Source organism: Bradyrhizobium sp. IC4060, assembly GCF_020193715.1.
Classification (GTDB): Bacteria; Pseudomonadota; Alphaproteobacteria; order Rhizobiales; family Xanthobacteraceae; genus Bradyrhizobium; species Bradyrhizobium yuanmingense.
Map to the genome: position 1 here is coordinate 270,551 of NZ_JADYVJ010000005.1, position 25,527 is coordinate 296,077.

At 63.7% G+C, this 25,527-nt stretch carries 19 protein-coding genes; 6 read left to right on the top strand and 13 right to left on the bottom strand.

Annotation, left to right across the window (positions count from 1 at the left end; translation table 11 throughout):
• Window positions 1-129: 129 nt before the first annotated feature.
• The 13 genes from I6F16_RS19595 to I6F16_RS19655 form a co-directional block, all read right to left on the bottom strand.
• A complete protein-coding gene (locus I6F16_RS19595) occupies window positions 130-2,184 on the bottom strand; it encodes an FAD-dependent oxidoreductase (protein ID WP_225113228.1) in 2,055 nt (684 codons plus the stop codon).
• A 185-nt stretch (window positions 2,185-2,369) separates the two neighbouring features.
• The gene (gene rpoC, locus I6F16_RS19600; protein WP_036011015.1) at window positions 2,370-6,566 is read right to left on the bottom strand and encodes a DNA-directed RNA polymerase subunit beta'; all 4,197 of its coding nucleotides are present in this window, start codon (window positions 6,564-6,566) and stop codon (window positions 2,370-2,372) included.
• Window positions 6,567-6,695: 129 nt separating this feature from the next.
• A complete protein-coding gene (rpoB, locus tag I6F16_RS19605; protein ID WP_036027612.1) occupies window positions 6,696-10,820 on the bottom strand; it encodes a DNA-directed RNA polymerase subunit beta in 4,125 nt (1,374 codons plus the stop codon).
• Window positions 10,821-11,303: 483 nt separating this feature from the next.
• The gene (gene rplL, locus I6F16_RS19610; protein WP_036027614.1) at window positions 11,304-11,684 is read right to left on the bottom strand and encodes a 50S ribosomal protein L7/L12; all 381 of its coding nucleotides are present in this window, start codon (window positions 11,682-11,684) and stop codon (window positions 11,304-11,306) included.
• Between the two features lie 54 nt (window positions 11,685-11,738).
• Entirely contained in the window at window positions 11,739-12,257 is a 519-nt protein-coding gene (rplJ, locus tag I6F16_RS19615) for a 50S ribosomal protein L10 (protein ID WP_036010998.1), read from the bottom strand.
• A gap of 583 nt (window positions 12,258-12,840) precedes the next feature.
• Window positions 12,841-13,794, bottom strand: a complete 954-nt coding sequence (locus I6F16_RS19620; protein WP_225113229.1) for a 2-hydroxyacid dehydrogenase — start codon at window positions 13,792-13,794, stop codon at window positions 12,841-12,843.
• A gap of 90 nt (window positions 13,795-13,884) precedes the next feature.
• On the bottom strand, window positions 13,885-14,577 hold the full coding sequence (rplA, locus tag I6F16_RS19625) for a 50S ribosomal protein L1 (RefSeq protein ID WP_025037003.1): 693 nt from the start codon (window positions 14,575-14,577) through the stop codon (window positions 13,885-13,887).
• Between the two features lie 6 nt (window positions 14,578-14,583).
• Window positions 14,584-15,012, bottom strand: a complete 429-nt coding sequence (rplK, locus tag I6F16_RS19630; protein ID WP_011088164.1) for a 50S ribosomal protein L11 — start codon at window positions 15,010-15,012, stop codon at window positions 14,584-14,586.
• Window positions 15,013-15,141: 129 nt separating this feature from the next.
• A complete protein-coding gene (gene nusG, locus I6F16_RS19635) occupies window positions 15,142-15,696 on the bottom strand; it encodes a transcription termination/antitermination protein NusG (protein ID WP_018647229.1) in 555 nt (184 codons plus the stop codon).
• Window positions 15,696-15,887: a preprotein translocase subunit SecE gene (gene secE, locus I6F16_RS19640; protein ID WP_036010992.1), complete on the bottom strand. Its 192-nt coding sequence runs from the start codon at window positions 15,885-15,887 to the stop codon at window positions 15,696-15,698. Before secE ends, nusG begins: the two co-directional genes overlap by 1 nt.
• 327 nt (window positions 15,888-16,214) lie before the next feature.
• Complete coding sequence (locus tag I6F16_RS19645) at window positions 16,215-17,483, bottom strand: class I SAM-dependent methyltransferase (protein ID WP_109143353.1); 1,269 nt, start codon at window positions 17,481-17,483, stop codon at window positions 16,215-16,217.
• 82 nt (window positions 17,484-17,565) lie between these two features.
• Window positions 17,566-18,582, bottom strand: coding sequence for a lysylphosphatidylglycerol synthase transmembrane domain-containing protein (locus I6F16_RS19650; protein ID WP_225173949.1), 1,017 nt, complete (start codon window positions 18,580-18,582; stop codon window positions 17,566-17,568).
• 11 nt (window positions 18,583-18,593) lie between these two features.
• Window positions 18,594-19,181 carry an SIS domain-containing protein gene (locus I6F16_RS19655; RefSeq protein ID WP_225113231.1) on the bottom strand — a complete coding sequence of 196 codons (588 nt, stop codon included), beginning with the start codon at window positions 19,179-19,181 and terminating at the stop codon, window positions 18,594-18,596.
• A 166-nt stretch (window positions 19,182-19,347) separates the two neighbouring features.
• On the opposite strand from I6F16_RS19655, the gene I6F16_RS19660 reads away from it, so the two are divergent.
• From I6F16_RS19660 to I6F16_RS19685, 6 genes are all read left to right on the top strand, one after another.
• Window positions 19,348-20,364, top strand: a complete 1,017-nt coding sequence (locus tag I6F16_RS19660) for an SDR family oxidoreductase (protein ID WP_036041505.1) — start codon at window positions 19,348-19,350, stop codon at window positions 20,362-20,364.
• Window positions 20,365-20,451: 87 nt separating this feature from the next.
• Complete coding sequence (locus I6F16_RS19665; protein WP_050991860.1) at window positions 20,452-22,017, top strand: PfkB family carbohydrate kinase; 1,566 nt, start codon at window positions 20,452-20,454, stop codon at window positions 22,015-22,017.
• A 27-nt stretch (window positions 22,018-22,044) separates the two neighbouring features.
• Window positions 22,045-23,046 (top strand): SDR family oxidoreductase, encoded by a 1,002-nt coding sequence (locus I6F16_RS19670; protein ID WP_225113232.1) that lies wholly within the window; start codon window positions 22,045-22,047, stop codon window positions 23,044-23,046.
• 5 nt (window positions 23,047-23,051) lie between these two features.
• On the top strand, window positions 23,052-23,663 hold the full coding sequence (locus I6F16_RS19675; RefSeq protein WP_225113233.1) for a hypothetical protein: 612 nt from the start codon (window positions 23,052-23,054) through the stop codon (window positions 23,661-23,663).
• Window positions 23,660-24,697 carry an aminoglycoside phosphotransferase family protein gene (locus tag I6F16_RS19680; protein WP_225113234.1) on the top strand — a complete coding sequence of 346 codons (1,038 nt, stop codon included), beginning with the start codon at window positions 23,660-23,662 and terminating at the stop codon, window positions 24,695-24,697. Before I6F16_RS19675 ends, I6F16_RS19680 begins: the two co-directional genes overlap by 4 nt.
• Complete coding sequence (locus tag I6F16_RS19685; protein WP_225113235.1) at window positions 24,672-25,520, top strand: transketolase; 849 nt, start codon at window positions 24,672-24,674, stop codon at window positions 25,518-25,520. Before I6F16_RS19680 ends, I6F16_RS19685 begins: the two co-directional genes overlap by 26 nt.
• Window positions 25,521-25,527 lie beyond the last annotated feature (7 nt).

Genomic DNA, 25,527 nt, shown 5'->3' on the forward strand with positions numbered 1-25,527 from the left:
CAACCGATGCTGACGGCCGGCATGACCGCAGAGAACGCAGGAAATAGCGGCAACCGCTATTGCACCGATTCTATGCGATCAAGATGAATTCGGCAAAACAATTGGCGAATTCGGTTGGCGTCCCCCAGGCTAGTCCTCGTCCTCGACCTTGTCGAAGAAGGAATAGCGCAAGCTGTCCGCGTCGGCGTACCACTGCCCCGGCCCCTTGTTGGCGGCGAGCGTCGCCTCCCACAGCGCATCGGTGCAATCCTTGCGGTGCATCGATAGGTCGAAGCCGTTGCCGAAGAACAGTTCGGACCATTCCCACCAGGTGCCGAGCTTCTTGACTCCGCGCAGGAGGTCGTAGCGGTCGATCAATGCCGGCGCCATGTCCGAGGTGATGGAGCCGAACACGAGCCCGGTCTTGACCACGCGGTTGAGCTCGCGGATCGCGCGGACCACTTGCTTGGGGGAAACGTGGCAGAGGCTGGTCTCGAACACGAAGTCGAACGTGCCGTCCTTGAACGGCATGTCGGTGATCGTGCCGAGCTTGTTGTACTTCTTCAGCGATTTCGGCGTCCTGGCGTGGATCGCGCGGTTGTTCTCGATTCCCCATGCATCGATGCCGCGATCGCGCAGGGCGCCGACCAGTTCGCCGCTGGCGGAGCCCGCGACCAGCAGCTTGGCGCCCGCCGCCCCGCCCCAGACGATGCCGATCAGCTTCGTCAGGTAGTCGGGATCGGTGAAGTGCCGCCATGCCTGATGATAGGGGCCGAGACCGCGATAATTCTCGAAATATTTGCGATCGATCTTGTCCGAGAGCGGCTTGTCGTCCTGCGCGCGCTGGCGGCGCAGGCGCATCATCTCGGTCAGGATGATGTCGGTCGCCGCGTCCGAGGAATCCAGTAGGCCGTTCAGCGTCGAATCGAACAGATAGTCGCCGACCACCACGATGCCGGGGTGCTCCTTCGGCTCGGGCCGGTGATTGGTCATGACGTCGCGCGCGGGCAAACCACCAGGCAGCGCGTTCACCGAGGACAGCCAGCGGTGGATCTTGCCTTCCATAAAGTGCAGACGCGCATCGCCGAGAGAAGCCGGCAGCGATTTCAGGGCGGCCTCGATCAGCTCCTGGTCCGACAGATTGGCAAAAGCCAGCGCATCGGAGCCGGGAATGAGCCAATTCAGAACACCATGCTTGCCGACGTCGTGACGTGCGCCCTCGTTGTAGACGCAGCAGCCGCCGAAGGCTTCCGACATGAACCAGGCACCCGGAATCTTGTCGCCCCAGAACGGCTCGTCGAACAGGATCGAGACGCGCAGATAGTGCGCGGGACGGTCGAAATAGGCCACGTGCTTGACCATCGACCTGCGCAGCTGCTCGCCCTCCCAGCCGAGAGTGGCGAGCCAGGAATGCGGCAGGCAGACCAGCACGAGATCGAAGTCACGGGTCTCCGGCCCCTTGCCGTTCATCATCTTGAGCTGATACCGGCCGGTCGGCGCCTTGCCGACGGTGAGCACGCGGTGATTGAGCTGGATGTCGGCATTGACCTCCGACTGCAGGCATTCGATCAGCTGCTCGTTGCCGTTCTGGATGGAATAGAGGCCGATATAGCCGTCGACGTCCATCAGATAGTTCTTGAGCGCGTTGAGCCCGTTGGTGTTGTGGCTCTCGGTCGCGATGTCGGAACGCGCCATCACCTTGAAGAAGCGCTTTGCGGTGACGTCCTCGACCTCCTCGTCGAGCACCTGCTCGGCGGTCTTGTAGGCCCAGGGATGTTCGTTGTCGTGCGCGCCGACGCCCTCGTAATATTCCACCGGCGACATCACCTCGGCGCAGCGCTTGCGGAAGGCTTCGATCGCGGCGGCAGTCCTGGCGCCGTATTTGCGGCGCATGCCGGGAACGTCGTTGAGCAGCTCACCGCCGAACTGCACCTGCTCGGCATCCATCGGAATGGTCTGAAGGCCGAAATGCTGGATCAGCTCGCGCAGAGGATCCGGGCCTGTCATGGAGTAGTCGTAGATCTCGGCAACGCCGGCCTCGTACATCGCGGGCGCCGAATCGAACTTGCGGGTGACGATCTTGCCGCCGAGCCTGTCGGAGGCCTCGTAGATGGTGACGCGGCAGAGGTCGCCGAGCTTGCGCTTCAGGTACCAGGCGCTCATCAGCCCGCCGGGGCCGCCGCCTACGATTGCGAGATCAAGCATGAGAGTTCCGTGGTCTTCCGGCCCTGCCCCCTTGGCGGGACCACCGGTCTAAGGCGCCATAGCACAAGCGCTTTTGCGGCTGAAGGAAAGATGAACAAAGGTTGATCCCGCATCGCAACAAAGCAGCAAAAAGGCCGGCAAAAGCCGGCCTTTTCATTGTCCTCGGTATTCCTACGGATGAACGATCATTCCGCGGGCGGCAGCGCAGGAAGCTCGGCTTCCGGCGCCGGCGACACGACGGCGGCCTGCTTCTCGCGCTCGTCCAGGATCAGCTTGTCGCGCTTCATGGCGACTTCGCGGATCTTGGCCATGGAGGCGCCGGTGCCCGCCGGGATCAGCCGGCCGACGATGACGTTCTCCTTGAGGCCTTCGAGCGGATCGATCTTGCCGTTGACCGCCGCCTCGGTGAGGACGCGGGTGGTCTCCTGGAACGATGCCGCCGAGAAGAAGGAGCGGGTCTGGAGGCTCGCCTTGGTGATGCCGAGCAGAACCGGCGTTCCCGTGGCGGGCTTCTTGCCCTCTTCCTTGGCCTTCACGTTCAGCGCGTCGAACTCGATCTTGTCGACCTGCTCGCCGGAGATCATGTCCGTGTCGCCCTGGTCGGTGATTTCCACCTTCTGGAGCATCTGACGGACAATCACCTCGATGTGCTTGTCGTTGATGAGCACGCCCTGCAGCCGGTAGACCTCCTGGATCTCGTTGACCAGATAGGCAGCGAGCTCCTCGATGCCCTTGACCGCGAGGATGTCGTGCGGCGCCGGGTTGCCTTCCACGATGAAGTCGCCCTTTTCGACGACGTCGCCGTCCTGAAGGTGGATGTGCTTGCCCTTCGGGATCAGGTACTCGCGCGGCTCGTCGGTCTTGTCCATCGGCTCGATCGAGATGCGACGCTTGTTCTTGTAGTCGCGCCCGAACCGGATGGTGCCCGCGATTTCGGCGATGATCGCCGCATCCTTCGGGCGCCGAGCCTCGAACAGTTCCGCCACCCGCGGCAGACCGCCGGTGATGTCACGCGTCTTGGCGCTTTCGGTCGACACACGGGCGAGGATGTCGCCCGGCTGGACCTTGGCTCCGATGTCGACCGAGAGAATGGCGTCGACCGACAGCATGTAGCGGGCATCGCCGCCACGGGCGAGCTTGAGCACCTTGCCGTCCTTGCCCTTCACCACGATGGCCGGACGCAGGTCCGAGCCGCCGCGCGTCGAACGCCAGTCGATGACCACGCGCTTGGCGATACCGGTGGCCTCGTCGAGCGTTTCCGAGATCGACTGCCCCTCGACCAGATCCTCGAAGCCGATGGTTCCTTCGACCTCGGTGAGCAGCGGACGGGTGTAGGGATCCCATTCGACGATGCGCTGGCCGCGCTTGACCATGTCGCCCTCGTCGACGTGCAGACGCGAACCGTACTGGATACGGTGCGTCGCACGCTCGGTGCCATCGGCATCGACGATCGCGACAACCATGTTGCGCACCATCGCGATAAGGTGACCTTCGCTGTTGCGGGCGATGGCCTTGTTCCTGATCACGATCTTGCCGTCGAAGTTGGCTTCGACGAAGGACTGCTCGTTGAGCTGCGCCGCACCGCCGATGTGGAAGGTGCGCATGGTGAGCTGGGTGCCCGGCTCGCCGATCGACTGCGCCGCGATCACGCCAACCGCTTCGCCATGGTTGACCGGCGTGCCGCGGGCGAGGTCGCGGCCGTAGCACTTGCCGCAGATGCCGTTGACGAGCTCGCAGGTCAGCGCCGAGCGGATCTTCACCTCCTGGATGCCGGCCTGATGGATGGCATCCACGTGGCTCTCTTCCATCAGCGTATCGCGCTTGACGATCACCTGGCCCGAGCTGTCACGCACGTCTTCGCAGGCCGTGCGTCCGAGGATGCGCGAGCCGAGCGAGGCGACCACGGTACCGGCGTCGACGATGGCGCGCATCTTGATGCCGAGCTTGGTGCCGCAGTCGCTCTGCGTGATGATGCAGTCCTGCGCCACGTCGACGAGACGACGGGTCAGGTAGCCGGAGTTCGCGGTCTTCAAAGCGGTGTCCGCGAGGCCCTTGCGGGCGCCGTGGGTCGAGTTGAAGTACTCGAGCACCGAGAGGCCTTCCTTGAAGTTCGAGATGATCGGCGTCTCGATGATCTCGCCCGACGGCTTGGCCATCAGGCCGCGCATGCCGGCGAGCTGGCGCATCTGGGCCGGCGAACCGCGGGCACCGGAGTGAGCCATCATGTAGATCGAGTTGATGTCGGCGTCGGCTCCGCTCGCCGTCTTCTTGGTGGCGGAGATCTCCTTCATCATCGCCTTGGCGATTTCTTCCGTGGCCTTCGACCAGGCGTCGACGACCTTGTTGTACTTCTCGCCATGGGTGATCAGGCCGTCGTTGTACTGCTGCTCGAAATCCTTCGCCAGCGTACGGGTGGTGTCGACGATCTTCCACTTGCCGTGCGGCACGACCATGTCGTCCTTGCCGAACGAGATGCCGGCCTTGAACGCGTTGTAGAAGCCGAGCGCCATGATGCGGTCGCAGAAGATCACCGTCTCCTTCTGGCCGCAGTGGCGGTAGACCTGGTCGATGACGCCGGAGATCTCGCGCTTGGTCATCAGCTTGTTGATGATCTCGTAGGAGATGCGCGGGTTCTTCGGCAGCAGATTGCCGAGCATGACGCGGCCGGCGGTGGTCTCGATCCAGCGCTTGGAGACCTTGCCGGTCTCGTCCATGCCTTCCCACCGGTACTTGATCTTGGTGTGGAGGTGGATGACCTTCGCGTGCAGCGCATGCTCGAGCTCGGCCATGTCGCCGAACACCTTGCCCTCGCCGGGCAGGCCTTCGCGCATGATCGAGACGTAGTACAGACCGAGCACGATGTCCTGCGACGGCACGATGATCGGCTGGCCGTTCGCGGGATGCAGGATGTTGTTGGTCGACATCATCAGGACGCGCGCTTCCAGCTGCGCTTCGAGCGACAGCGGAACGTGCACGGCCATCTGGTCGCCGTCGAAGTCGGCGTTGAACGCGGAGCAGACCAGCGGGTGAAGCTGGATCGCCTTGCCCTCGATCAGCACGGGCTCGAATGCCTGAATGCCGAGGCGGTGCAGCGTCGGGGCGCGGTTGAGCAGCACCGGATGCTCGCGGATCACCTCGTCCAGGATGTCCCAGACCTCGGGCCGTTCCTTCTCGACCAGCTTCTTGGCCTGCTTCACGGTGGTGGACAGGCCCTTGGCGTCGAGCCGCGAATAGATGAACGGCTTGAACAGCTCGAGCGCCATCTTCTTCGGCAGGCCGCACTGATGCAGGCGCAGCTCGGGACCGACCACGATCACCGAACGGCCCGAATAGTCGACGCGCTTGCCGAGCAGGTTCTGGCGGAAGCGGCCCTGCTTGCCCTTGAGCATGTCGGCGAGCGACTTCAGCGGACGCTTGTTGGCGCCGGTGATGACGCGGCCGCGGCGGCCGTTGTCGAACAGCGCATCGACCGCTTCCTGAAGCATGCGCTTCTCGTTGCGGATGATGATGTCGGGCGCGCGCAGCTCCATCAGCCGCTTCAAGCGGTTGTTGCGGTTGATGACGCGGCGATAGAGGTCGTTGAGATCAGAGGTCGCGAAACGGCCGCCGTCCAGCGGCACCAGCGGACGCAGGTCCGGCGGAATCACCGGGATCACGGTCATGATCATCCATTCCGGCTTGTTGCCGGAATGGCGGAACGCTTCCACGATCTTCAGACGCTTGGCGAGCTTCTTGTGCTTGATGTCGGAGTCGGTCTCCTGCATCTCGGCACGCAGCGAGGCCTCGAGCTTCTCGAGGTCCATGCCCTTGAGCAGCTCGCGGATCGCCTCGGCGCCGATCATGGCGGTGAAGCTGTCCTGGCCGTACTCGTCCTGCGCCTTCAGATACTCGTCTTCCGACAGCAGCTGACGGTCCTTCAGCGCGGTGAGGCCCGGCTCGAGCACGACGTAATATTCGAAGTAGAGGATCCGCTCGAGATCCTTCAGCGTCATGTCGAGCAGGAGGCCGATGCGCGAGGGCAGCGACTTCAGGAACCAGATGTGCGCGACGGGGGCTGCGAGCTCGATATGACCCATGCGCTCGCGCCGGACGCGCGACAGCGTGACCTCGACCGAGCACTTCTCGCAGATGATGCCCTTGTACTTCATGCGCTTGTACTTGCCGCACAAGCACTCGTAGTCCTTGATCGGCCCGAAGATGCGGGCGCAGAACAGGCCGTCGCGCTCGGGCTTGAAGGTACGATAGTTGATGGTCTCCGGCTTCTTGATCTCGCCGTAGGACCAGGACAGAATCTTCTCTGGAGACGCGATCGAGATCCGGATCTGGTCGAAGACCTGAGCCGGCGTCGTCGGGTTGAAGAGATTCATAATTTCTTGGTTCATCGTCTTCTCCTCGCGTGCCGGTCGCCTCCGGCCGCAAATTCGAAAATCACTTCTGCATGGCGCCCTGCCCTCAAGGCCTCGGGCGGGGCGCCGATGCCCGGCCGCGAAGGCCGGGCATGACAGGTCGAATTACTCGGCCGCTTCCGACGTCGGCGCCGGTCCCATCTTGGAGTTGTGCAGGTCGACGTTGAGGCCGAGCGAGCGCATTTCCTTGACCAGCACGTTGAACGATTCCGGAATACCGGCCTCGAACGTGTCGTCGCCGCGCACGATCGCCTCGTACACCTTGGTACGGCCGGCGACGTCGTCCGACTTCACCGTCAGCATCTCCTGGAGCGTGTACGCCGCGCCGTAAGCCTCGAGCGCCCACACCTCCATTTCGCCGAAGCGCTGGCCGCCGAACTGCGCCTTGCCGCCCAGCGGCTGCTGGGTGACGAGCGAGTACGGACCGATCGAACGCGCATGGATCTTGTCGTCGACCAGATGGTGCAGCTTGAGCATGTAGATGTAGCCCACCGTCACCTTGCGATCGAACGGATCGCCGGTGCGGCCGTCATAGACGGTCGACTGACCCGAAGCGTCGAGACCAGCAAGCTTCAGCATCTCCTCGATATCGGCTTCCTTGGCGCCGTCGAACACCGGGGTTGCGATCGGCACGCCGCGGCTGAGGTTATGGCCGAGTTCGAGCAGCTCGTTGTCGTTGAGCGACTTGATCGTCTCGTCCTCGCCGTAGACCTTCTTCAAGGTCTCCTTCAGCGGCTTGATGTCCTGCTTCGACAGGTACGCATCGACGGTCTGGCCGATACGCTTGCCGAGGCCGGCGCAGGCCCAGCCGAGATGGGTCTCGAGGATCTGTCCGACGTTCATGCGCGAAGGCACGCCGAGCGGATTGAGCACGATGTCGGCATGCGTGCCGTCTTCGAGGAACGGCATGTCCTCGATCGGCACGATCTTCGACACCACGCCCTTGTTGCCGTGGCGGCCGGCCATCTTGTCGCCGGGCTGGATCTTGCGCTTCACCGCGACGAAGACCTTGACCATCTTCATCACGCCGGGCGGCAATTCGTCACCGCGCTGAAGCTTCTCGACCTTGTCGAGGAAGCGCTGTTCCAGTCCCTTCTTCGACTCGTCGTACTGCTTCCGCATGGCCTCGATCTCGGCCATCAGCTTGTCGTTCGGCGAAGCGAACAGCCACCATTGCGACTTCGGATACTCCTCGAGCACCGCACGGGTGATCTTGGTGTCCTTCTTGAAGCCCTTGGGACCTGCAATGCCCTGCCGTCCCTCGAGCAGCTCGGCAAGACGGTTGTAGACGTTGCGGTCCAGGATCGCCTGCTCGTCGTCGCGGTCCTTGGCGAGGCGCTCGATCTCCTCCCGCTCGATCGCCAGCGCACGCTCGTCCTTGTCGACGCCGTGGCGGTTGAACACGCGCACTTCGACGATGGTGCCCTGCACGCCCGGGGGAACGCGCAGCGAGGTGTCGCGGACGTCGGAGGCCTTCTCGCCGAAGATGGCGCGCAGCAGCTTCTCTTCCGGCGTCATCGGGCTTTCGCCCTTCGGCGTGATCTTGCCGACCAGGATGTCGCCGGCGCGCACTTCCGCGCCGATGTAGACGATACCGGCTTCGTCGAGGTTCTTCAGCGCTTCTTCCGAGACGTTCGGAATGTCGCGGGTGATTTCCTCGGGTCCGAGCTTGGTGTCGCGGGCCATCACCTCGAACTCCTCGATGTGGATCGAGGTGAAGACGTCCTCCTTCACGATCCGCTCGGAGAGCAGGATCGAGTCTTCGAAGTTGTAGCCGTTCCACGGCATGAACGCGACCAGCACGTTGCGGCCGAGCGCGAGCTCGCCGAGATCGGTCGAAGGACCGTCGGCGATGATGTCGCCCTTCCTGACGACGTCGCCGACCTTCACCAGCGGACGCTGGTTGATGCAGGTCGACTGGTTCGAGCGCTGGTACTTCATCAGGCGGTAGATATCGACGCCCGACTTGGTCGGATCGAGATCTTCCGTGGCGCGGATGACGACGCGGGTCGCATCGATCTGGTCGATCACGCCCGAACGGCGCGCCGCGATCGCAGCGCCCGAGTCACGGGCAACCACGCCCTCCATGCCGGTGCCGACGAACGGCGCCTCGGCGCGAACCAGCGGCACCGCCTGGCGCTGCATGTTCGAGCCCATCAGCGCGCGGTTGGCGTCGTCGTTCTCGAGGAACGGGATCAGCGCCGCGGCGACCGAAACGAGCTGCTTCGGCGACACGTCCATGTAGTCGACCTTGTCGGGCGTCATCGGCACGACGTCGCGGGTGCCGCTCGAACGGCAGACCACGAGGTCTTCGGTGAAGCGGCCCTTGGCGTCGACCGGCACGTTGGCCTGGGCCACGGAATAGCGCCCTTCCTCCATCGCCGACAGGTACACGACCTCGTCGGTGACACGGCCATCCTTGACCTTGCGATACGGCGTCTCGACGAAGCCGTACTTGTTCACGCGCGCGAAGGTCGCGAGCGAGTTGATCAGGCCGATGTTCGGACCTTCCGGCGTCTCGATCGGGCAGATGCGGCCGTAATGCGTCGGGTGCACGTCGCGCACCTCGAAGCCAGCGCGCTCGCGGGTGAGACCGCCCGGTCCGAGCGCCGAGAGACGGCGCTTGTGGGTGATCTCGCTGAGCGGGTTGGTCTGGTCCATGAACTGCGAGAGCTGCGAGGAGCCGAAGAACTCGCGCACCGCGGCGGCGGCCGGCTTGGCGTTGATCAGGTCCTGCGGCATGACCGTGTCGATGTCGACCGAGGACATGCGCTCCTTGATCGCGCGCTCCATGCGCAACAGGCCGATGCGGTACTGGTTCTCCATGAGCTCGCCGACCGAACGCACGCGGCGGTTGCCGAGATGGTCGATGTCGTCGATCTCGCCCTTGCCGTCGCGCAGATCCACCAGCGTCTTGATGACGGAGAGGATGTCCTCCTTGCGCAGCGTGCGCTGGGTGTCGGGCGCATCGAGGTCGAGGCGCATGTTCATCTTGACGCGGCCGACCGCGGAGAGGTCGTAGCGCTCGGCGTCGAAGAACAGCGACTGGAACATGGCCTGCGCCGATTCCAGCGTCGGCGGCTCGCCCGGACGCATCACGCGGTAGATGTCGAACAGCGCGTCCTCGCGCGTCATGTTCTTGTCGGCCGAGAGCGTGTTGCGGATGTAGGGGCCGACATTGACGTGGTCGATGTCGAGCAGCGGCAGCTCTTTGTAGCCCTGCTCGTTGAGCGCCTTCATCAGCTTGTCGGTGATCTCCTCACCGGCCTCGGCGTGGATCTCACCGGTCTTGGGGTTGACGAGATCCTCGGCGACGTAGTTGCCGACCAGCTCCTCGTCGGCCATGCGCAGCGCCTTCAGCCCCTTCTCCTGGAGCTGGCGGGCGGCGCGGACGGTGAGCTTCTTGCCGGCCTCGAGCACAACCTTGCCGGTGTCGGCATCGATCAGGTCGTTGACCGTGGAGTAGCCGCGGAAGCGGTTGGCGTCGAACGGAACGCGCCAGCCTTCCTTGGTCCGCTTGTAGAGAATCTTCTTGTAGAACGTTGAGAGGATCGCCTCGCCGTCGAGGCCGAGGGCGAACATCAGCGACGTCACCGGAATCTTGCGGCGACGGTCGATACGCGCATAGACGATGTCCTTGGCGTCGAACTCGATGTCGAGCCAGGAGCCGCGATACGGGATGACGCGGGCGGCGAACAGCAGCTTGCCCGAGGAATGGGTCTTGCCCTTGTCGTGGTCGAAGAACACGCCGGGCGAACGGTGCATCTGCGAGACGATGACGCGCTCGGTGCCGTTGACGATGAAGGTGCCGTTCATCGTCATGAGCGGGATGTCGCCCATGTAGACGTCCTGCTCCTTGATGTCCTTCACCGACTTCGCGCCGGTTTCCTCGTCGATATCGAACACGATGAGGCGCAGCGTCACCTTGAGGGGCGCAGCGAAGGTCATGCCGCGCTGGCGGCACTCGTCGACGTCGTATTTCGGCTGCTCGAACTCGTAGCGGACGAATTCCAGCATCGAGGTGCCGGAGAAGTCGGAGATCGGAAACACCGAGCGGAACACCGCCTGCAGACCCTCGTCGAGACGTCCGCCCTGGGGTTCGTCCACCATCAGGAACTGGTCATAGGACGCCTTCTGAACCTCGATGAGGTTCGGCATCTCGGCGACTTCCTTGATGTGTCCGAAGAACTTGCGAACGCGTTTGCGACCGGTGAATGTCTGCTGCGCCATCGTGGCCTCTCATTTTCGTCGCCCGCCCTGGGCGCACCGTCCGGACCGCGGCTGCCACCGCTTTCCGGGTTGAATTTTCGAACCCGTCTTGGGGGGCCGGAGACGCAGTTTCAGGCGCCGATGTCCTGAATCTGTTCTTCAGACCTTCAAAACGCAAAACGACGCGCGGGGCGCAGATGCGCGCCCGCCCGTCACAACGATCATCTTCACGGACTGCAAAAGCCCGAAATAGCCTGCTCTCCCAACGGCTTACAGGGAAATCCGGCATCCCTGCCCACCGCGCTTTCGTGCTGCCGACCCGATATGGGGCGACAATAGTGCAGATTCGAGGGTCAAACCCTCAAATCCCCACACTTTTTCGTGTTTGGCCTGCGTCGGATCGTTCCGTCGCACGCCTTTTGCATTCCGGTCCACCCTCTCGAAGGGGGACCAGGATCCCGGGCAGAGCCGTTGCCCGCCCGGGATCCCGCCAGTAAGCAGTGCTTACTTGAGCTCGACCTTGGCGCCAGCCTTCTCGAGCTGGGCCTTGATCTTGTCGGCTTCGTCCTTGTTCACGCCTTCCTTCAGCGGCTTCGGAGCACCCTCGACGAGGTCCTTTGCTTCCTTCAGGCCGAGACCGGTGATGGCGCGGACTTCCTTGATGACCTCGATCTTCTTGTCGCCGGCGCTGGCGAGAACGACCGTGAACTCGGTCTTCTCTTCCGCCGGAGCGGCAGCACCGCCGCCGCCAGCGGCCGGGCCGGCCACGGCGACAGCCGCGGCAGCCGAAACGCCCCACTTCTCTTCGAGGAGCTTCGCGAGTTCGGCAGCTTCGAGCACGGTCAGGCTCGAGAGGTCGTCAACGATCTTCTGCAGGTCAGCCATTGTTCAGTTTCCTTAACTGTAAGTCTGGTTCGGGTTTGAGTTTTGCGAAGGGCGTCAGGCCGCTTCGCCCTTTGAGGCATGAGCCTGGATGACGCGCGCGAGCTTGCCCGCGGGCGCGTTGGCGAGCTGGGCCAGCTTGGTCGCCGGGGCCACGATGAGGCCGACGATCTTGCCGCGCAGTTCGTCAAGCGACGGCAGCGAGGCAAGCGCCTTCACACCGTCGACATTCAGGACGGTCTTCCCCATCGATCCGCCGACGATGACGAACTTTTCGTTCGCCTTGGCGAATTCGATGGCGACCTTTGGCGCCGCTACCGGATCGTTCGAAGTCGCGATCACGGTCGGCCCCTTCAGCATGGGGCCGATGGCAACGACGTCAGTGCCTTCAAGAGCAATTTTGGCGAGACGGTTCTTCGAGACCTTCACCGCGGCACCCGCCTGCTTCATCTGCTGGCGCAGCTTCTGCATCTGGGCGACGGTGAGGCCGGAATATTGAGCAACGATCGCGACGCTCGTGGTCTTGAAGACCTCGTTGAGCTGTTCGACCGCTTCTTTTTTTGCCGCTCGTTCCACAGCAAGCTCTCTCCGGTTGGCGGTCATCGCGAGAAGCGGGACCGCCGGGTTGCACCCATCGTCCCGCCCAAACCTGAACCTCCGGGTCAAAAACCCATCGGACACGCCGGGCAAGACGACAATTCAAAGCCTGCCCTCCGGGAGCCCAAGGGCCCACGGCGTGTCGAGGTCCGAACCAGACCCGTTTCGCAAAACCAGCCCTTAAAGCTGGATGCGAAGTGAAATCCGGTCTTCACCCGTCTATGCAGGCCATGCGATTAAGCCGTTGAGGAATCGAGATTCCCCGCGGGCGCCTGCAGTCTTGGACAGGACGAGGTCAGCCGGCGAACCGCCCGACCTCTGCCCGCATCCCTGCCAAAAGACGGATCTTCCTTCCTTTTCGGGCAAATCCTCACGGACGTCCTGAAAAGGAATGATCTCCTGTCGTGTCGGGTTTTCGGAATGCGTGCACGAACGCGCCAGCCGAGGCCGGCACGTCCGGAGGCGGTTCTTTAACCGCTCGGAGCCTGCTTGCCAAGAGCAAAATTCACACCAGTTCCAATCGATTGGCGGTTGGGCTTGAGATGGCCCAACAAGGGCCGATTCAGGCCGATTTGACCCGATACGGCAGCGGTTTGCCCTCGAAGAACGCGGTCAGGTTGGCCAGCACGCAGTTCTGCATCGCGACGTGCGAATCCAGGGTGTGGCCGCCGATATGCGGGGCGAACACCACGTTGGGGAGTTCGGTCAGGGCGTCAGGCGCGTGCGGTTCCTTCTCGAAGACGTCGAGGCCCGCCCCCGCGATCGTCTTGTCGGTGAGCGCCGCGACCAGCGCCTTCTCGTCGATGACGGAGCCGCGGGAGATGTTGACGACGTAGCCCTCCGCCCCGAGGCGCCTGAGGATATCGGCGTTGACGGCATGTTGGGTCTCGGCCCCTGCCCGCACCGCGATCATCAGGACGCTGCACCAATCGGCGAGCGCCTCCAGGGTCTGAAAGTACTGATAGGGCAGATCATACCGGGTGCGGCTGAAATAGCCGACCTCGCTCTCGAAAGCAGCACAGCGCGCGGCGATTTTGCGGCCGATCTCACCCATGCCGTAGATGCCGATGCGGCGGCCGGGCATGCCGGCCTGGGGACGCATCATCGGCGACTGTTTCGAGGCCGCCCAATCGCCGCTGCGGACATATTGGTCGGCCACCAAAATCCGCCGCGTCGTCGCCAGCATCAAGGTCATCGCGATGTCGGCGACAGAAGCCGCATTGGCACCTGGGCTGTGACCGACCGCGATGTTCCGGCTGGCCGCCGCCTTCAAGTCGACGCCATCATAGCCAGTCCCATAGCAGACGATGGCGCCCAGCTTCGGAAACAGGTCCATCGCCTCCGCACCGAGTGGCGAGCCGCCAGCAGTCAGCAGTGCGCGGATGCCGCCCAGCTCCTCCGCCGGAAACACCTCCCGCACGGGCTTGCCGCCGGTGTCGAGCAGCTCGAACCGCTCGGCGAAGCGCGCCATCATCGACTTGGGAAAGCGCGAGTAGATCAGGACCTTGTCAGCCATTGTTGTTGTTTCCGAAGAGCGCCGCCACAAACGACGAGGGGCGGAATCGGTCGCCCGATCCCGCCCCTCGCCTCATGCAATTTCCAAACCTCAGCCGAGAATGGTGCCCGGCTCGACCTTCACGCCGGGGCCCATCGTCGAGGACACCGCAACGCGCTGGATGTAGGTGCCCTTGGAACCGGCCGGCTTCGCCTTGGAGACCGCGTCAGCCAGAGCCTTGATGTTCTCGACCAGCTTCTCCTCGGAGAACGAGGCCTTGCCGACGCCGGCCTGCAGGATGCCGGCCTTCTCGACGCGGAACTCGACCGAGCCGCCCTTGGCGCCCTTCACCGCACCGGTGACGTCCATGGTCACGGTACCGATCTTCGGGTTCGGCATCAGGCCGCGCGGGCCGAGCACCTTACCGAGGCGGCCGACCAGCGGCATCATGTCGGGGGTGGCGATACAGCGGTCGAAATCGATCGTGCCGTTCTGCACCTTCTCGACCAGGTCCTCGGCGCCGACGACGTCCGCACCGGCGGCCTTGGCTTCATCGGCCTTGGCGCCGCGGGCGAACACGCCGACGCGGAGCGTACGGCCGGTGCCGTTTGGCAGGGTCACGACACCGCGGACCATCTGGTCGGCGTGGCGCGGATCGACGCCGAGATTGATCGCGACCTCGATGGTCTCGTCGAACTTCGCTTTCGCGCGTTCCTTGACCATCTTGATGGCGTCCGCGAGCGGGTAAAGCTTTTCGCGGTCAATGCCTTCGCGGGCTTTGTTCAAACGCTTTCCGATTGCCATGGCCGCTTACCCCGCAACTTCCAGACCCATCGAACGGGCCGAGCCCTCGACCATCTTCATGGCCGATTCGATGGTGTCGCAATTCAAGTCCTTCATCTTCTTCTCGGCGATCTCGCGCACCTGCGCCTTGGTCACCTTGCCGGCCTTGTCGCGGCCCGGCGCCTTCGAGCCGGACTGGATTTTTGCAGCCTGCTTGAGGAAGTAGGACATCGGCGGCGTCTTCATCTCGAAGGTGAAGGAACGGTCCGCATAGATGGTGATGATCACCGGGATCGGGGTGTTCTTCTCTTCCTTCTGGGTCTGGGCGTTGAACGCCTTGCAGAACTCCATGATGTTGAGACCGCGCTGACCGAGCGCGGGACCGATCGGGGGCGAGGGATTCGCCGCGCCGGCCGGGACCTGAAGCTTCAGGTATCCGGTCACTTTCTTTGCCATGTATCACTCCTGTTGTGCCGGCAGGACCGGCGGTTTCAGGTTCGTGGTCTGGGTCGGATGCGGCTGGCAACCGCCCCTCCCTCCCACGGCCTCTTGTTGCGCGAGACCGAAGCCTCCCGCGTTACCCGATCAGACCTTCTCGACCTGACCGAATTCCAGCTCGACCGGCGTCGCGCGGCCGAAGATCGACACGGCGACCTTCACGCGCGAGCGCGCCTCATCGATCTCCTCGACCACACCCGAGAACGAGGCGAACGGGCCGTCGGCCACGCGCACGTTCTCGCCGATCTCGAACGACACCGACGCCTTCGGTCGTTCCACGCCCTCCTGCACCTGGTGCAGGATGCGCATGGCCTCGGCTTCCGAGATCGGCATCGGCTTGTTCTCGGCGCCGAGGAAGCCCGTGACCTTCGGCGTGTTCTTGATCAGATGGAACGCCTCGTCGGTCAGCTTCATCTTCACCAGCACGTAGCCGGGGAAGAACTTGCGCTCGGCGTCGATCTTGCGGCCGCGGCGCACTTCCGTGACCTTCTCGGTCGGAACCAGCACCAGCTCGAACAGCTCCTCGAGCCCGCGCTGCTTGGCCTGCTCGCGGATCGATTCGGCGACCTTCTTCTCGAAGTTCGAATAGGCGTGGACGATGTACCAGCGCTTGTCGGACACTTGAGCGGTTGCTGTTGCCATCATTGAATGCCCAGGAGGAAGGTGACGAGGTAGCGAATGATCAGGTCGGCGGCGAAGAAGAAGATCGAAGCCACCGCGACCATGACGAACACCATGATGGTGGTGATCGTGGTCTCACGGCGGGTCGGCCAGGTGACCTTGGCAGTCTCCGAGCGCACTTCCTGCAAGAACTTGAACGGGCTGACTGCCATCGCTTGAGGTCCAGCGTCCGTCGACAGACGCAAATGAATTTCAGGGATCCGAACAGCCGCCGTTGGCCCAGCCCTCTGTCTCGAAGGATGAGCCGGAAACCGGGCTCGATTGTTCGGGGATTTCAAGGCCGCGCCGGAAATCCGCGTCTAACGGGCCGGCTGCGAGTGCCGGGTATCTACTGCGGATGCGGCCAAAGGTCAAGGTAGAGAGAGTTCGCCCGGGCAGGCCGCCCTCCCCCCGAGGGTCGTGCAGAGGCCATGTGGATCAAGGACTTGTCGACCGCCCGGAACGCGCCATCCCATCCCCGGCAAGGCTATCGGGAGCCGTCAGTCGGCCCGGTCGACCATGGAAATCCCCGGCAGCGGCACCACGAACTTCCCGCCTTCGGCGAAATAGCGGGCGTGCTTGGCCCGGATCGGGTCGACATAGCGCCAGGCGAAGACCACGACGAACGCGGGTTTGCGCTCGTAGAGAGCGGCAGGCGGCAGGATCGGGATGTCATAGCCGGGGCCCGCCATCACCTTCCCCTTGTTGGGATCGTCGTCCACCAGGAAGTCGATCTTGTTCTCCAGGCCGAACTGCGGCAGCAGCGTCGTGGTGCCCACCGAGACGCCATAGCCGGCGACCAGCTCACCGCGCGCATGGGCGGCATCTGCCATCGCGACCAATTCGTCACGGATGGCGGCGATCCTCTTCACGTACGGCACATAATAGGCCGGCTGATCGACGCCGAGCCGGTCTTCCTCGGCAACGAAACGCGCGACCTCGGCCGACGGTTTCTTGGCGCCGCCGGCGCGCTGCACGGTCACGCGGATCGAACCGCCCTTGGTCCAGATGTGCTGGACGTCGATCAGCTCCATGCCCAGCCGGGCGAAGAAACGGATCAGCGGCTTGATGTTAAAATACGACAGATGCTCGTGATAGACGGTATCGAGCAGGTTCTTCTCGGTGACGTCGACGCCGTATTGCGTTTCGAAGACGAACAATCCGTCCGGCGCGAGCACGTCGCGAACCCCGATCACCAGCGGATCCAGATTGTCGACATTGGCGATCATGTTGTTGGCGATCACGACGCTCGCCGCGCCATGGCTCTGCAGGATGCGGCGACCGACGGCATCGGTGAAGAAATCGCCGATGGTCTCGATGCCCGCCTCCGTGGCGCGCCGCGCGATGTCGACGGCGGGATCAACACCCAGCACCCGCATCCCCCGCTCCTTGAAGAAGCCGAGCAGCGATCCGTCATTGCTGCCGAGCTCGACCACCAGCGAACCCGACGCAATGCCGAAACGGCTGACGACGTCGTCGGCATAGGTAGCGAAATGCTCGCGCAGGCCGAGTGAGAGCGAGGTGGTATAGACATAGTTTCGGTACTGGATCTCCGGATTGCCGACATGGAGGATCTGGAGGTGGCCGCAGTCCCGGCACAGATGCAGCGCCATCGGCACCGCAGCGCGGAACACGGGATCGTCGACGCTGGCGTTCGGCACCTGGAAGTTCGGCGTGCCGATCGGCATGCCTGCCATCGGGACGACCAGCTCTTGCTTGTCGGAATGACAGAGGCGGCAAGTATTGCGGACGTAGAACAGGTTTTTCATCGTGCAACCGAAGAATGAGATACGCGCGCGAGTGGGATAGTCCCACCCTGTGAAGACCAGATCGGCAACGGGCTCAAGCGGGTCATGGGTGGCTCGAGGCCTCGTTGCCCAGCCCGTAGCCGGGCGCGTCCTCCGCTGCCTTGGCCACCTTGTCGGCCGAATACGAGCCGCGCTCCGGACTTGCCAGCCAGATTACGCCACCGACGAGCCCGATGATCACGCTAATGGCGCCCAGCAGGAGCGATACCGACAGCGCCTGCTCGGACGACACACCCGCCAGACCCAGGCAGGCGACCATCGCTCCCTCGCGAACGCCCCAGCCGCTGATCGAGATGGGGACCGCCGTCAACAGCACCACCGGCGGAATCAGAATGCCGGCGTCGAGGACAGAGAGATGCGCTCCGACGCCGCGCGCCAAGGTGTAGCAGGCCGCGGCGGTGACGAGATGGATGAGGAGCGCCGATCCGAACAGCAGCGCACGGCGCTCGGACTGCAGGAGCAAAAACCTGACCAGCGTTCCGAACCGCACGAAGCTCGCGATCGCGGGAAGCGCAGTGAAGCGTTTCGGCAGACGGTCGAGCGTCAACAGGACCAGCGTGCCGGCGACGCCGGCCACCGTCAGTCCGCCGATCGCCAGGATCGCAGCGTGATTCGACACGCGCGACAACAGAAACGGCAATCCGGCCACCATCAGCACGACCAGTCCGATCAATGCCGTGAAGCGGTCGGCTGCAACGCCCTTGACCGCCTCCGGCCACTGCACGCTGCGTTGACGCAGCAGCCAGATCCGCACCGCGTCACCGCCGACCGATGACGGCAACACCTGATTGAACCAGAGGCTGGTCATCAGTATCCGCCAGCCGGCGAGCCAATCCAGCGACACGCCGAACGCGCGCATGATCAGCTCCCACCGGCCGTTGAGCACGAAGGTCTGGACGAAGATCAGCGCAAGCGCGACGACGAACAGGACCGGATCGACCGAGACGAGATGGTCGCGCAGCTGGCGCAGGTCGAGACCGCGCGCGATGTAGACCAGCACGGCGATCGACAGCAGCAGCTTCACCGAAAACAGGGCCGCATGCTTGAATCGCGACTGCATCGGATGCCGCCTCAGGACGCCGGATATTCCGCACGACCGATGACGAGGTCGATTGCGGCCATCATCCAGAACTGGTGCGTGGTCTCGACAATGTTGTAGCTGCGGCTGTCGACCCAGAAATTGACGTCGCCGAGATTGCGCAGCGGATTGTCCGCGTTCATGCCCGACAACGTGATCACGTCGAGCTTCATCTTGCGCGCCTGCGTGACCGCGTTGAGGATGTTCTTCGAACGCCCCGACGAGCTGATCGCGACGAGGCAATCGCCGGCGCGCGCATTCAGCCGCACGGCGTGCGCGATCCAGTCCTCGAACCCGTAATCGTTGGCAAGGCACGACATCATGCTCGCATCGCTGAAGCAGAGAGCGGGCACTGACGCATTCTTCGCCAGATCGATCGCCAAATGCGAAGCGATGCCGGCCGACCCGCCGTTGCCGATGAAGATGACGCGACCGCCCTGCTCGCGCGTGCGTAACCAGGACGCGCGCGTCGCGGAGATCCTCGCAAAAATACCGTCGTCGACCGCCGTCGCGCGATGCAGGCGCCCCACGTAATCGTCGAGGAAAGCCTTGTGGTCGGGATCGACGGATTCGGCAGGCATGGGCTGACGGCTCGATTGCAACATTACCGGGTGATACCGGCTATTACCAAGGATTGCAAAGGTATAATACTTGCAAAGTTTGCGGGCGGCTGATAGTCGGCTTTTCGGGTTTCACTCAACATTGGCGAGCCTATTTCGCTGGGCATTCGCGTCACGGATGTTCCCTATGAAATGCATTGTTACTGGCGGCGCCGGGTTCATTGGAAGTCACCTCGTCGATCGCCTGCTCGATGACGGCCATGAGGTCATTGCGCTCGATAATTTCGTGATCGGACGCGCTGAAAACCTCGCCGCACGCGCCGGTTCGAGCCAGTTGAAGGTCGTGCGGGCGGACGTCACCGATCTGGACGCGATCAAACCGTATTTCCACGGGGTGGATTGGGTCTTCCATCTCGCCGCGCTGGCGGACATCGTACCCTCGATCGAATCGCCGATCCCCTATCATCGCGCCAATGTCGACGGCACGGTCAACGTTCTCGAAGCGGCGCGGCACGCGGGCGCCAGCCGCTTCATCTATGCGGCTTCCTCCTCCTGCTACGGCATTCCGGATGTCTATCCCACGCCGGAGAGTTCCGAGATCCGGCCGATGTATCCCTACGCGCTCACCAAGAATCTCGGTGAGCAATGCGTCATGCACTGGTGCCAGGTCTACAAGCTGCCCGCCGTGGCGCTGCGCCTGTTCAACGTGTTCGGACCGCGCCATCGCACCACCGGCACCTACGGCGCCGTGTTCGGCGTGTTCATGGCACAGAAGCTGGCGGGCAAGCCCTTCACGGTGGTCGGCGACGGCGAGCAGACGCGCGACTTCACCTTCGTCAGCGACGTCGCCGATGCCTTCGTGACCGCCGCGCGCTCCGACGTCTCGCACGAGATCTTCAATGTCGGCTCGGACAACACCTACAGCGTGAACCGCCTGGTCGAGCTCCTCGGCGGCGACAAGGTCCACATTCCCAAGCGCCCGGGCGAGCCCGACTGCACCTACGCCGACATCAGCAAGATCAAGCGGGTCCTGAAATGGGCGCCGAAGGTGAAGTTCGAGGACGGCGTTGCGACGATGTTGAGGTCGATGGACCAGTACAAGGACGCTCCGCTCTGGACGGTGGACAAGATCGCCGACGCCACCAAGGACTGGTTCAAATATCTCGGTGACGACAAGGTCACCCCGCAGAAGGCAAGCCGTTGAGCAGATTCGTTCACCCCCCAATTTTGCCGCCAGCCGATCACGTCCGGGCCGGCCAACTGAGACCGACCGGCGCCTTGGGTCATTCACATGGGTAATGCTGCGACAGACAGGCCGGCCGGCCATCCGGCACCGCACGAGAAGATCAAGACGATCGAGGAGCTCGGCGAGATTGCGCGCGCCGCGCAGGCTGAGGGCCTGACCGTTGCGCTCTGCCACGGCGTGTTCGATCTGGTGCATCTCGGTCACGTCCGGCACATCCTGGCAGCCCGCAACGAGGCCGACGTCGTCGTGGTGACCATCACCGCGGACCGTTACGTCAACAAGGGCCCGGGACGGCCGATCTTTCCGGAGAACATGCGCGCCGAGATGCTGGCCGCGCTCGGCACGGTCGACTGGGTCGGCATCAATCAGACCTCCAGCGCCGAGCCGGTCCTCGATACCGTGCGCCCCGACATCTACGTGAAGGGCTCGGACTACGAGAATCCCGAGGATGACGTGACCGGCAAGATCGCAGTGGAGCGCGAGGCGGTCGAGCGTCACGGCGGGCGCATCGTCTTCACGCGGGACGTGACGTTCAGCTCGTCGTCGCTGCTGAACCGTTATTTCGACATCTACGATCCGCCGCTGCGCGACTACCTCCAGAAGGTGCGCGATGGCGGCGGCGCCGAACGCCTGCTGAAGCTGATCGACAAGATTCAGGACATGCACGTCGTGCTGGTCGGCGACACCATCATCGACGAATACCAATACGTCACGGCGCTCGGGAAGGCCTCCAAGGAGAACATCGTCGCGACCCTGCTCAAGAACGGCGAGCAGTTTGCCGGCGGCGTCATTGCCGCGGCCAATCACGTCGCGAGCTTCTGCAAGTCGGTCGAGATCGTCACGACGCTGGGTGGCAACGACTACCCCGAAGAGTTCATTCGGGCGCATGTCCGCCCGAACGTAAAGCTCACGCCGATCCGCGTTCAGGGCCGCCCGACCACCCGCAAGCTGCGGTACGTCGAGATGGGCTATCTGCACAAGCTGTTCGAAGTCTACACGATGGACGATACGCCGCTCGATGAGGCCGCGCGCACGGAGATCGACCGCGTCACCGCCGAGCGCGTCCGCGGGGCCGACGTCGTCATCGTCACCGATTTCGGTCACGGCATGATCGCATCCAGCACGATCGACGCCTTGATCGCGAATTCCAAGTTCCTGGCCGTCAACGCCCAGAGCAACAGCGGCAACCACGGCTACAACCTGATCACGAAGTATCCGCGGGCCGACTACATCTGCATCGACGCACCGGAAGCGCGCCTGGCCGCCACCGACAAGTTCAACGACATCGCATCGGTGATCGAGGGCGGCCTGCATCGCAAGATCGATTGTGACAACATGATCATCACGCACGGCTCCTTCGGCTGCTACCCCTTCTCGTCAAAGACCGGCGTTGCGCGCGTCCCTGCTTTCACCAAGACCGTCGTCGACACCGTCGGTGCGGGCGATGCCTTCCTGACAATCACGGCGCCGCTGGTGGCGGCCGGCGGCAACATCGAGGACGTCGCCTTCATCGGCAATGCGGCGGGCGCGATCAAGGTCGGCATCGTCGGTCACCGCAACTCGGTCGAGAAGGCGCCGCTGGTCAAGTTCGTCACCGCGTTGTTGAAGTAGCGCGATCGAAGAATCCGGAGAACGACAGTGATTGATCGGAAATGGAATGTGATGGTCACCGGTGGCGCCGGCTACGTCGGCAGCGTGCTGGTTCCGCAATTGCTTGCCGCGGGCCACAAGGTCACCGTGCTCGACTTGTTCATGTATGGCGAGGACGTCTTCGACGCCGTTCGTGACAATCCGAACCTCCGCCTGATCAAGGGCGACATCCGCGATGAGGCCGCGGTCAACGAGGCCCTGCGCGGCAACAACGCGGTGATCCACCTCGCCTGCATCTCCAACGATCCCTCGTTCGAGCTAGACCCGGCACTCGGCAAGTCCATCAACTACGACTGCTTCCGTCCGATGGTACGCGCCGCGAAGAAGGCGGGTATCAAGCGCTTCATCTACGCCTCCTCCTCGAGCGTCTACGGCATCAAGGACGAGGCCGAGGTGACCGAGGAGCTGTCCTGCGAGCCGCTCACCGACTACTCCAAGTTCAAGGCGATGTGCGAGACCGATCTTGCCGACGAGGCCGCGTCCGGCTTCGTCACCTGCACGGTTCGCCCTGCCACCGTCTGCGGCTACGCTCCGCGGCAGCGGCTCGACGTCGTCGTCAACATCCTGACCAATCTGGCCGTCAACACCGGCCGCATCCGCGTGTTCGGCGGAACGCAGAAGCGGCCCAATCTGCACATCCAGGACATGACGGCGGCCTATCTGTTCCTGCTGCGGCAGGATGATGCGAAGATCGACGGCAAGACCTACAACATCGGCTACGAAAACCACTCGCTGATGAAGATCGCCGACATCGTCAAATCGGTGGTCGGCAACAATGTCGACGTGGCCGTCGAGCCGACCGACGATCTCCGTTCCTACCACGTGTCGTCGGAGAAGATCCGCCGCGAGCTCGGCTTTGCGCCGACGCACACGATCGAGCAGGCCGTGTCAGGGCTCGTGGACGCCTTCAGGGCGGGCCGCCTGCCGAACTCACTCAACGATCCCAGGTATTTCAACATCAAGATGATGCAGAACATCAGCCTGAAGTGAGCGGCGTGCGGATCGGCATCGATTTCGACAACACGATCATCTGCTACGACAAGGTCTTTGCCGCGGCCGCGCGCCAGCGCGGGCTGGTGCCGGAGGGCTGGGACGGGCTGAAGACCGACGTGCGGGATTTCTTGCGATCCCGCGCCGGCGGCGAGCTTGCCTGGCAGGGGCTGCAGGGCTTCGTCTACGGCAAGGGAATCGGCGGCGCCGAGATCAACCCTGGCGTCCGCGAGTTCCTTGCCGCGTGCCGCAAGGCCGGCGCGAGTGTCCATATCGTCAGCCACAAGACGCAGTTCGGCCATCAGGATCCCGATCGGGTCGACTTGCGCGAGGCTGCGCGTGGCTGGCTGAAGAGCGCGGGTCTCATCGACACCGCCGACGCGGCGATCTCGGCGGGCAATGTCTATTTCGAGGACACGCTGGCGGCCAAGGTCGAGCGGTTGGCAAGCCTGCAGCTCGACATCTTCATTGACGATCTCGTCGACGTCTTCGAGCAGCCGCATTTTCCGAAGGCGACGCGATCGATCCTGTTCACGCAGTCGCGGCCGCCGCATCCCGCGCATTGCGAGCCGCTCGCGACCTGGGCCGATATCCACCGCGGAGTGTTCGGAGCATGAGCCAGTCGGACCTCAGCGCACAGGATGCGGTCTCGATCGGCAGCCGCCTCTCCGGGGCGCGGGTCGCGGCGGCGCAACCGGCGCGGGCCGGCGGCAACAACCGGGTGTTTCGGCTGGAGATGGCGGAAGGCCCGCCGCTCGCCCTCAAGCACTATCCGTCCGACGGGCGCGATCGGCTGGGACAGGAATATGACGCGCTCTCGTTTCTCTCGCGCCACGGTATCAATGCGACGCCGCGGCCGATCGCGAAGGATCCGGCCGCGTTCTGTGCGCTGTATCAATGGTTAGACGGTGAACCCGCGGTCCTGCATCCGCAGCCCGACGACGCCGACCAGTTGGCCGATTTCCTGATCGAGCTGCAAAAGCTGCACGACGCTGAAGGCGCGCAGACTCTGCGGAATGCGTCGGCCAGCATCTTCTCGGCCGAGGCGGCCATCGCCCAGTACGAGCAACGCCTCGACGACCTGAGGCGGACTTCGGATGATCATCCGGATCTGCGCGCGTTCATGGACGGCAGCCTGGTTCCCACCGCTGCCGTCGCGATCCGGCAACTCCGTCGGCGCTATGCGGAACGGGGCCTGGATCCCGCCGCGGACCTTGCGCCCGCCCAACGTGCATTGAGCCCGTCGGATTGCGGACTACACAACGCACTGCGCACCGACGACGGCAAATTGCGCTTCATCGACTTCGAGTATTTCGGCTGGGACGACCCGGTCAAGCTCGTGTCCGACACCGCGATTCACCCCGGCAGCGGTCTGCCCGTGGCGGATGCGAACCGATTGATCGAGCGGCTCTCGCGCGCTTTCGCGGCTGGGGATGACGCGTTTGCGGTCCGCCTTGACGTACTGTATCCTGTGTTCGGGGCGATTTGGTGCCTGATTGTCCTGAATGCCTATTTGCCGGAAAGCCGCTCCCGGCGTGCCCTGGCTGCGCAAGGTGGCGATCTGACGGTCCGCCTTGCCGGCCAGCTCGACAAAGCCCGTCGGCTCCACCAAACGATTTGCCAACGTGATCCAGATCTCACCCCACGCTGAAGCTGCTCTCACCTGCACGCTGGACGAGCGGAGCCTCTATTTGCGCCGCCTGGTCCTCGGTTCTGTCCGCTCCGCGGGACGCGGCCATGTCGGGCCTGCCCTGTCGCTGATCGAGATGGTCCGCGTGCTTTACGACGACGTGCTGCGGATCGACCCGAAGAACCCGGGCGATCCCGATCGCGACCGCGCCATCCTCAGCAAGGGACACGGATGTCTGGCGCTCTATGCGCTTTTGGCCGATCGCGGCTTCTTCCCGCTGTCGGAGCTGGACGGCTTTTGCGGTCCCGACAGCATTCTGGGCGGACATCCCGAATACGGCATGGTGCCCGGCGTCGAGGCCTCGACCGGCGCGCTCGGACATGGCCTCTCGATCGGCGTCGGCCTTGCGCTCGCCGCCCGCATGCGCGAGCGCAGCTACCGCACCTTCGTGCTGCTCGGCGACGGCGAGATCAACGAGGGATCGGTGTGGGAAGCGGCGATGGGCGCGACCAAGCACGGCCTCGACAACCTCGTCGCGCTGATCGACTACAACAAGCTGCAGAGCTACGGCCCCACCGACTACGTGCTGCCGCTGGAGCCGCTCGCGGACAAGTGGCGCAGCTTCGGCTTCGCGGTGCAGGAGGTCAACGGCCACGACGTCGGCGCACTGCGCATGGTCCTGAAGCAGCTCCCGGCCGTTGCCGGCAAGCCCACCGCCATCGTCTGCCATACCGTCAAGGGCAAGGGTCTTCCGGCTGCGGAATCCAATGCCGATTGGCATCACAAGAACAAGCTGACCGACAGCGAGCTCGACGCCATTCGCGTCGCCGTCGGCGATTTTTGATCGGCTC

Coding starts and splice junctions, on each gene's coding strand:
- I6F16_RS19595 (WP_225113228.1), bottom strand. CDS start 2,184: ATGCTTGATCTCGCAATCGTAGGCGGCGGCCCCGGCGGGCTGATGAGC.
- I6F16_RS19645 (WP_109143353.1), bottom strand. CDS start 17,483: ATGAAAAACCTGTTCTACGTCCGCAATACTTGCCGCCTCTGTCATTCC.
- rpoC (WP_036011015.1), bottom strand. CDS start 6,566: ATGAACCAAGAAATTATGAATCTCTTCAACCCGACGACGCCGGCTCAG.
- rplK (WP_011088164.1), bottom strand. CDS start 15,012: ATGGCAAAGAAAGTGACCGGATACCTGAAGCTTCAGGTCCCGGCCGGC.
- I6F16_RS19680 (WP_225113234.1), top strand. CDS start 23,660: ATGAGCCAGTCGGACCTCAGCGCACAGGATGCGGTCTCGATCGGCAGC.
- rpoB (WP_036027612.1), bottom strand. CDS start 10,820: ATGGCGCAGCAGACATTCACCGGTCGCAAACGCGTTCGCAAGTTCTTC.
- I6F16_RS19620 (WP_225113229.1), bottom strand. CDS start 13,794: ATGGCTGACAAGGTCCTGATCTACTCGCGCTTTCCCAAGTCGATGATG.
- I6F16_RS19665 (WP_050991860.1), top strand. CDS start 20,452: ATGGGTAATGCTGCGACAGACAGGCCGGCCGGCCATCCGGCACCGCAC.
- I6F16_RS19650 (WP_225173949.1), bottom strand. CDS start 18,582: ATGCAGTCGCGATTCAAGCATGCGGCCCTGTTTTCGGTGAAGCTGCTG.
- rplA (WP_025037003.1), bottom strand. CDS start 14,577: ATGGCAATCGGAAAGCGTTTGAACAAAGCCCGCGAAGGCATTGACCGC.
- rplL (WP_036027614.1), bottom strand. CDS start 11,684: ATGGCTGACCTGCAGAAGATCGTTGACGACCTCTCGAGCCTGACCGTG.
- secE (WP_036010992.1), bottom strand. CDS start 15,887: ATGGCAGTCAGCCCGTTCAAGTTCTTGCAGGAAGTGCGCTCGGAGACT.
- I6F16_RS19655 (WP_225113231.1), bottom strand. CDS start 19,181: ATGCCTGCCGAATCCGTCGATCCCGACCACAAGGCTTTCCTCGACGAT.
- I6F16_RS19660 (WP_036041505.1), top strand. CDS start 19,348: ATGAAATGCATTGTTACTGGCGGCGCCGGGTTCATTGGAAGTCACCTC.
- nusG (WP_018647229.1), bottom strand. CDS start 15,696: ATGGCAACAGCAACCGCTCAAGTGTCCGACAAGCGCTGGTACATCGTC.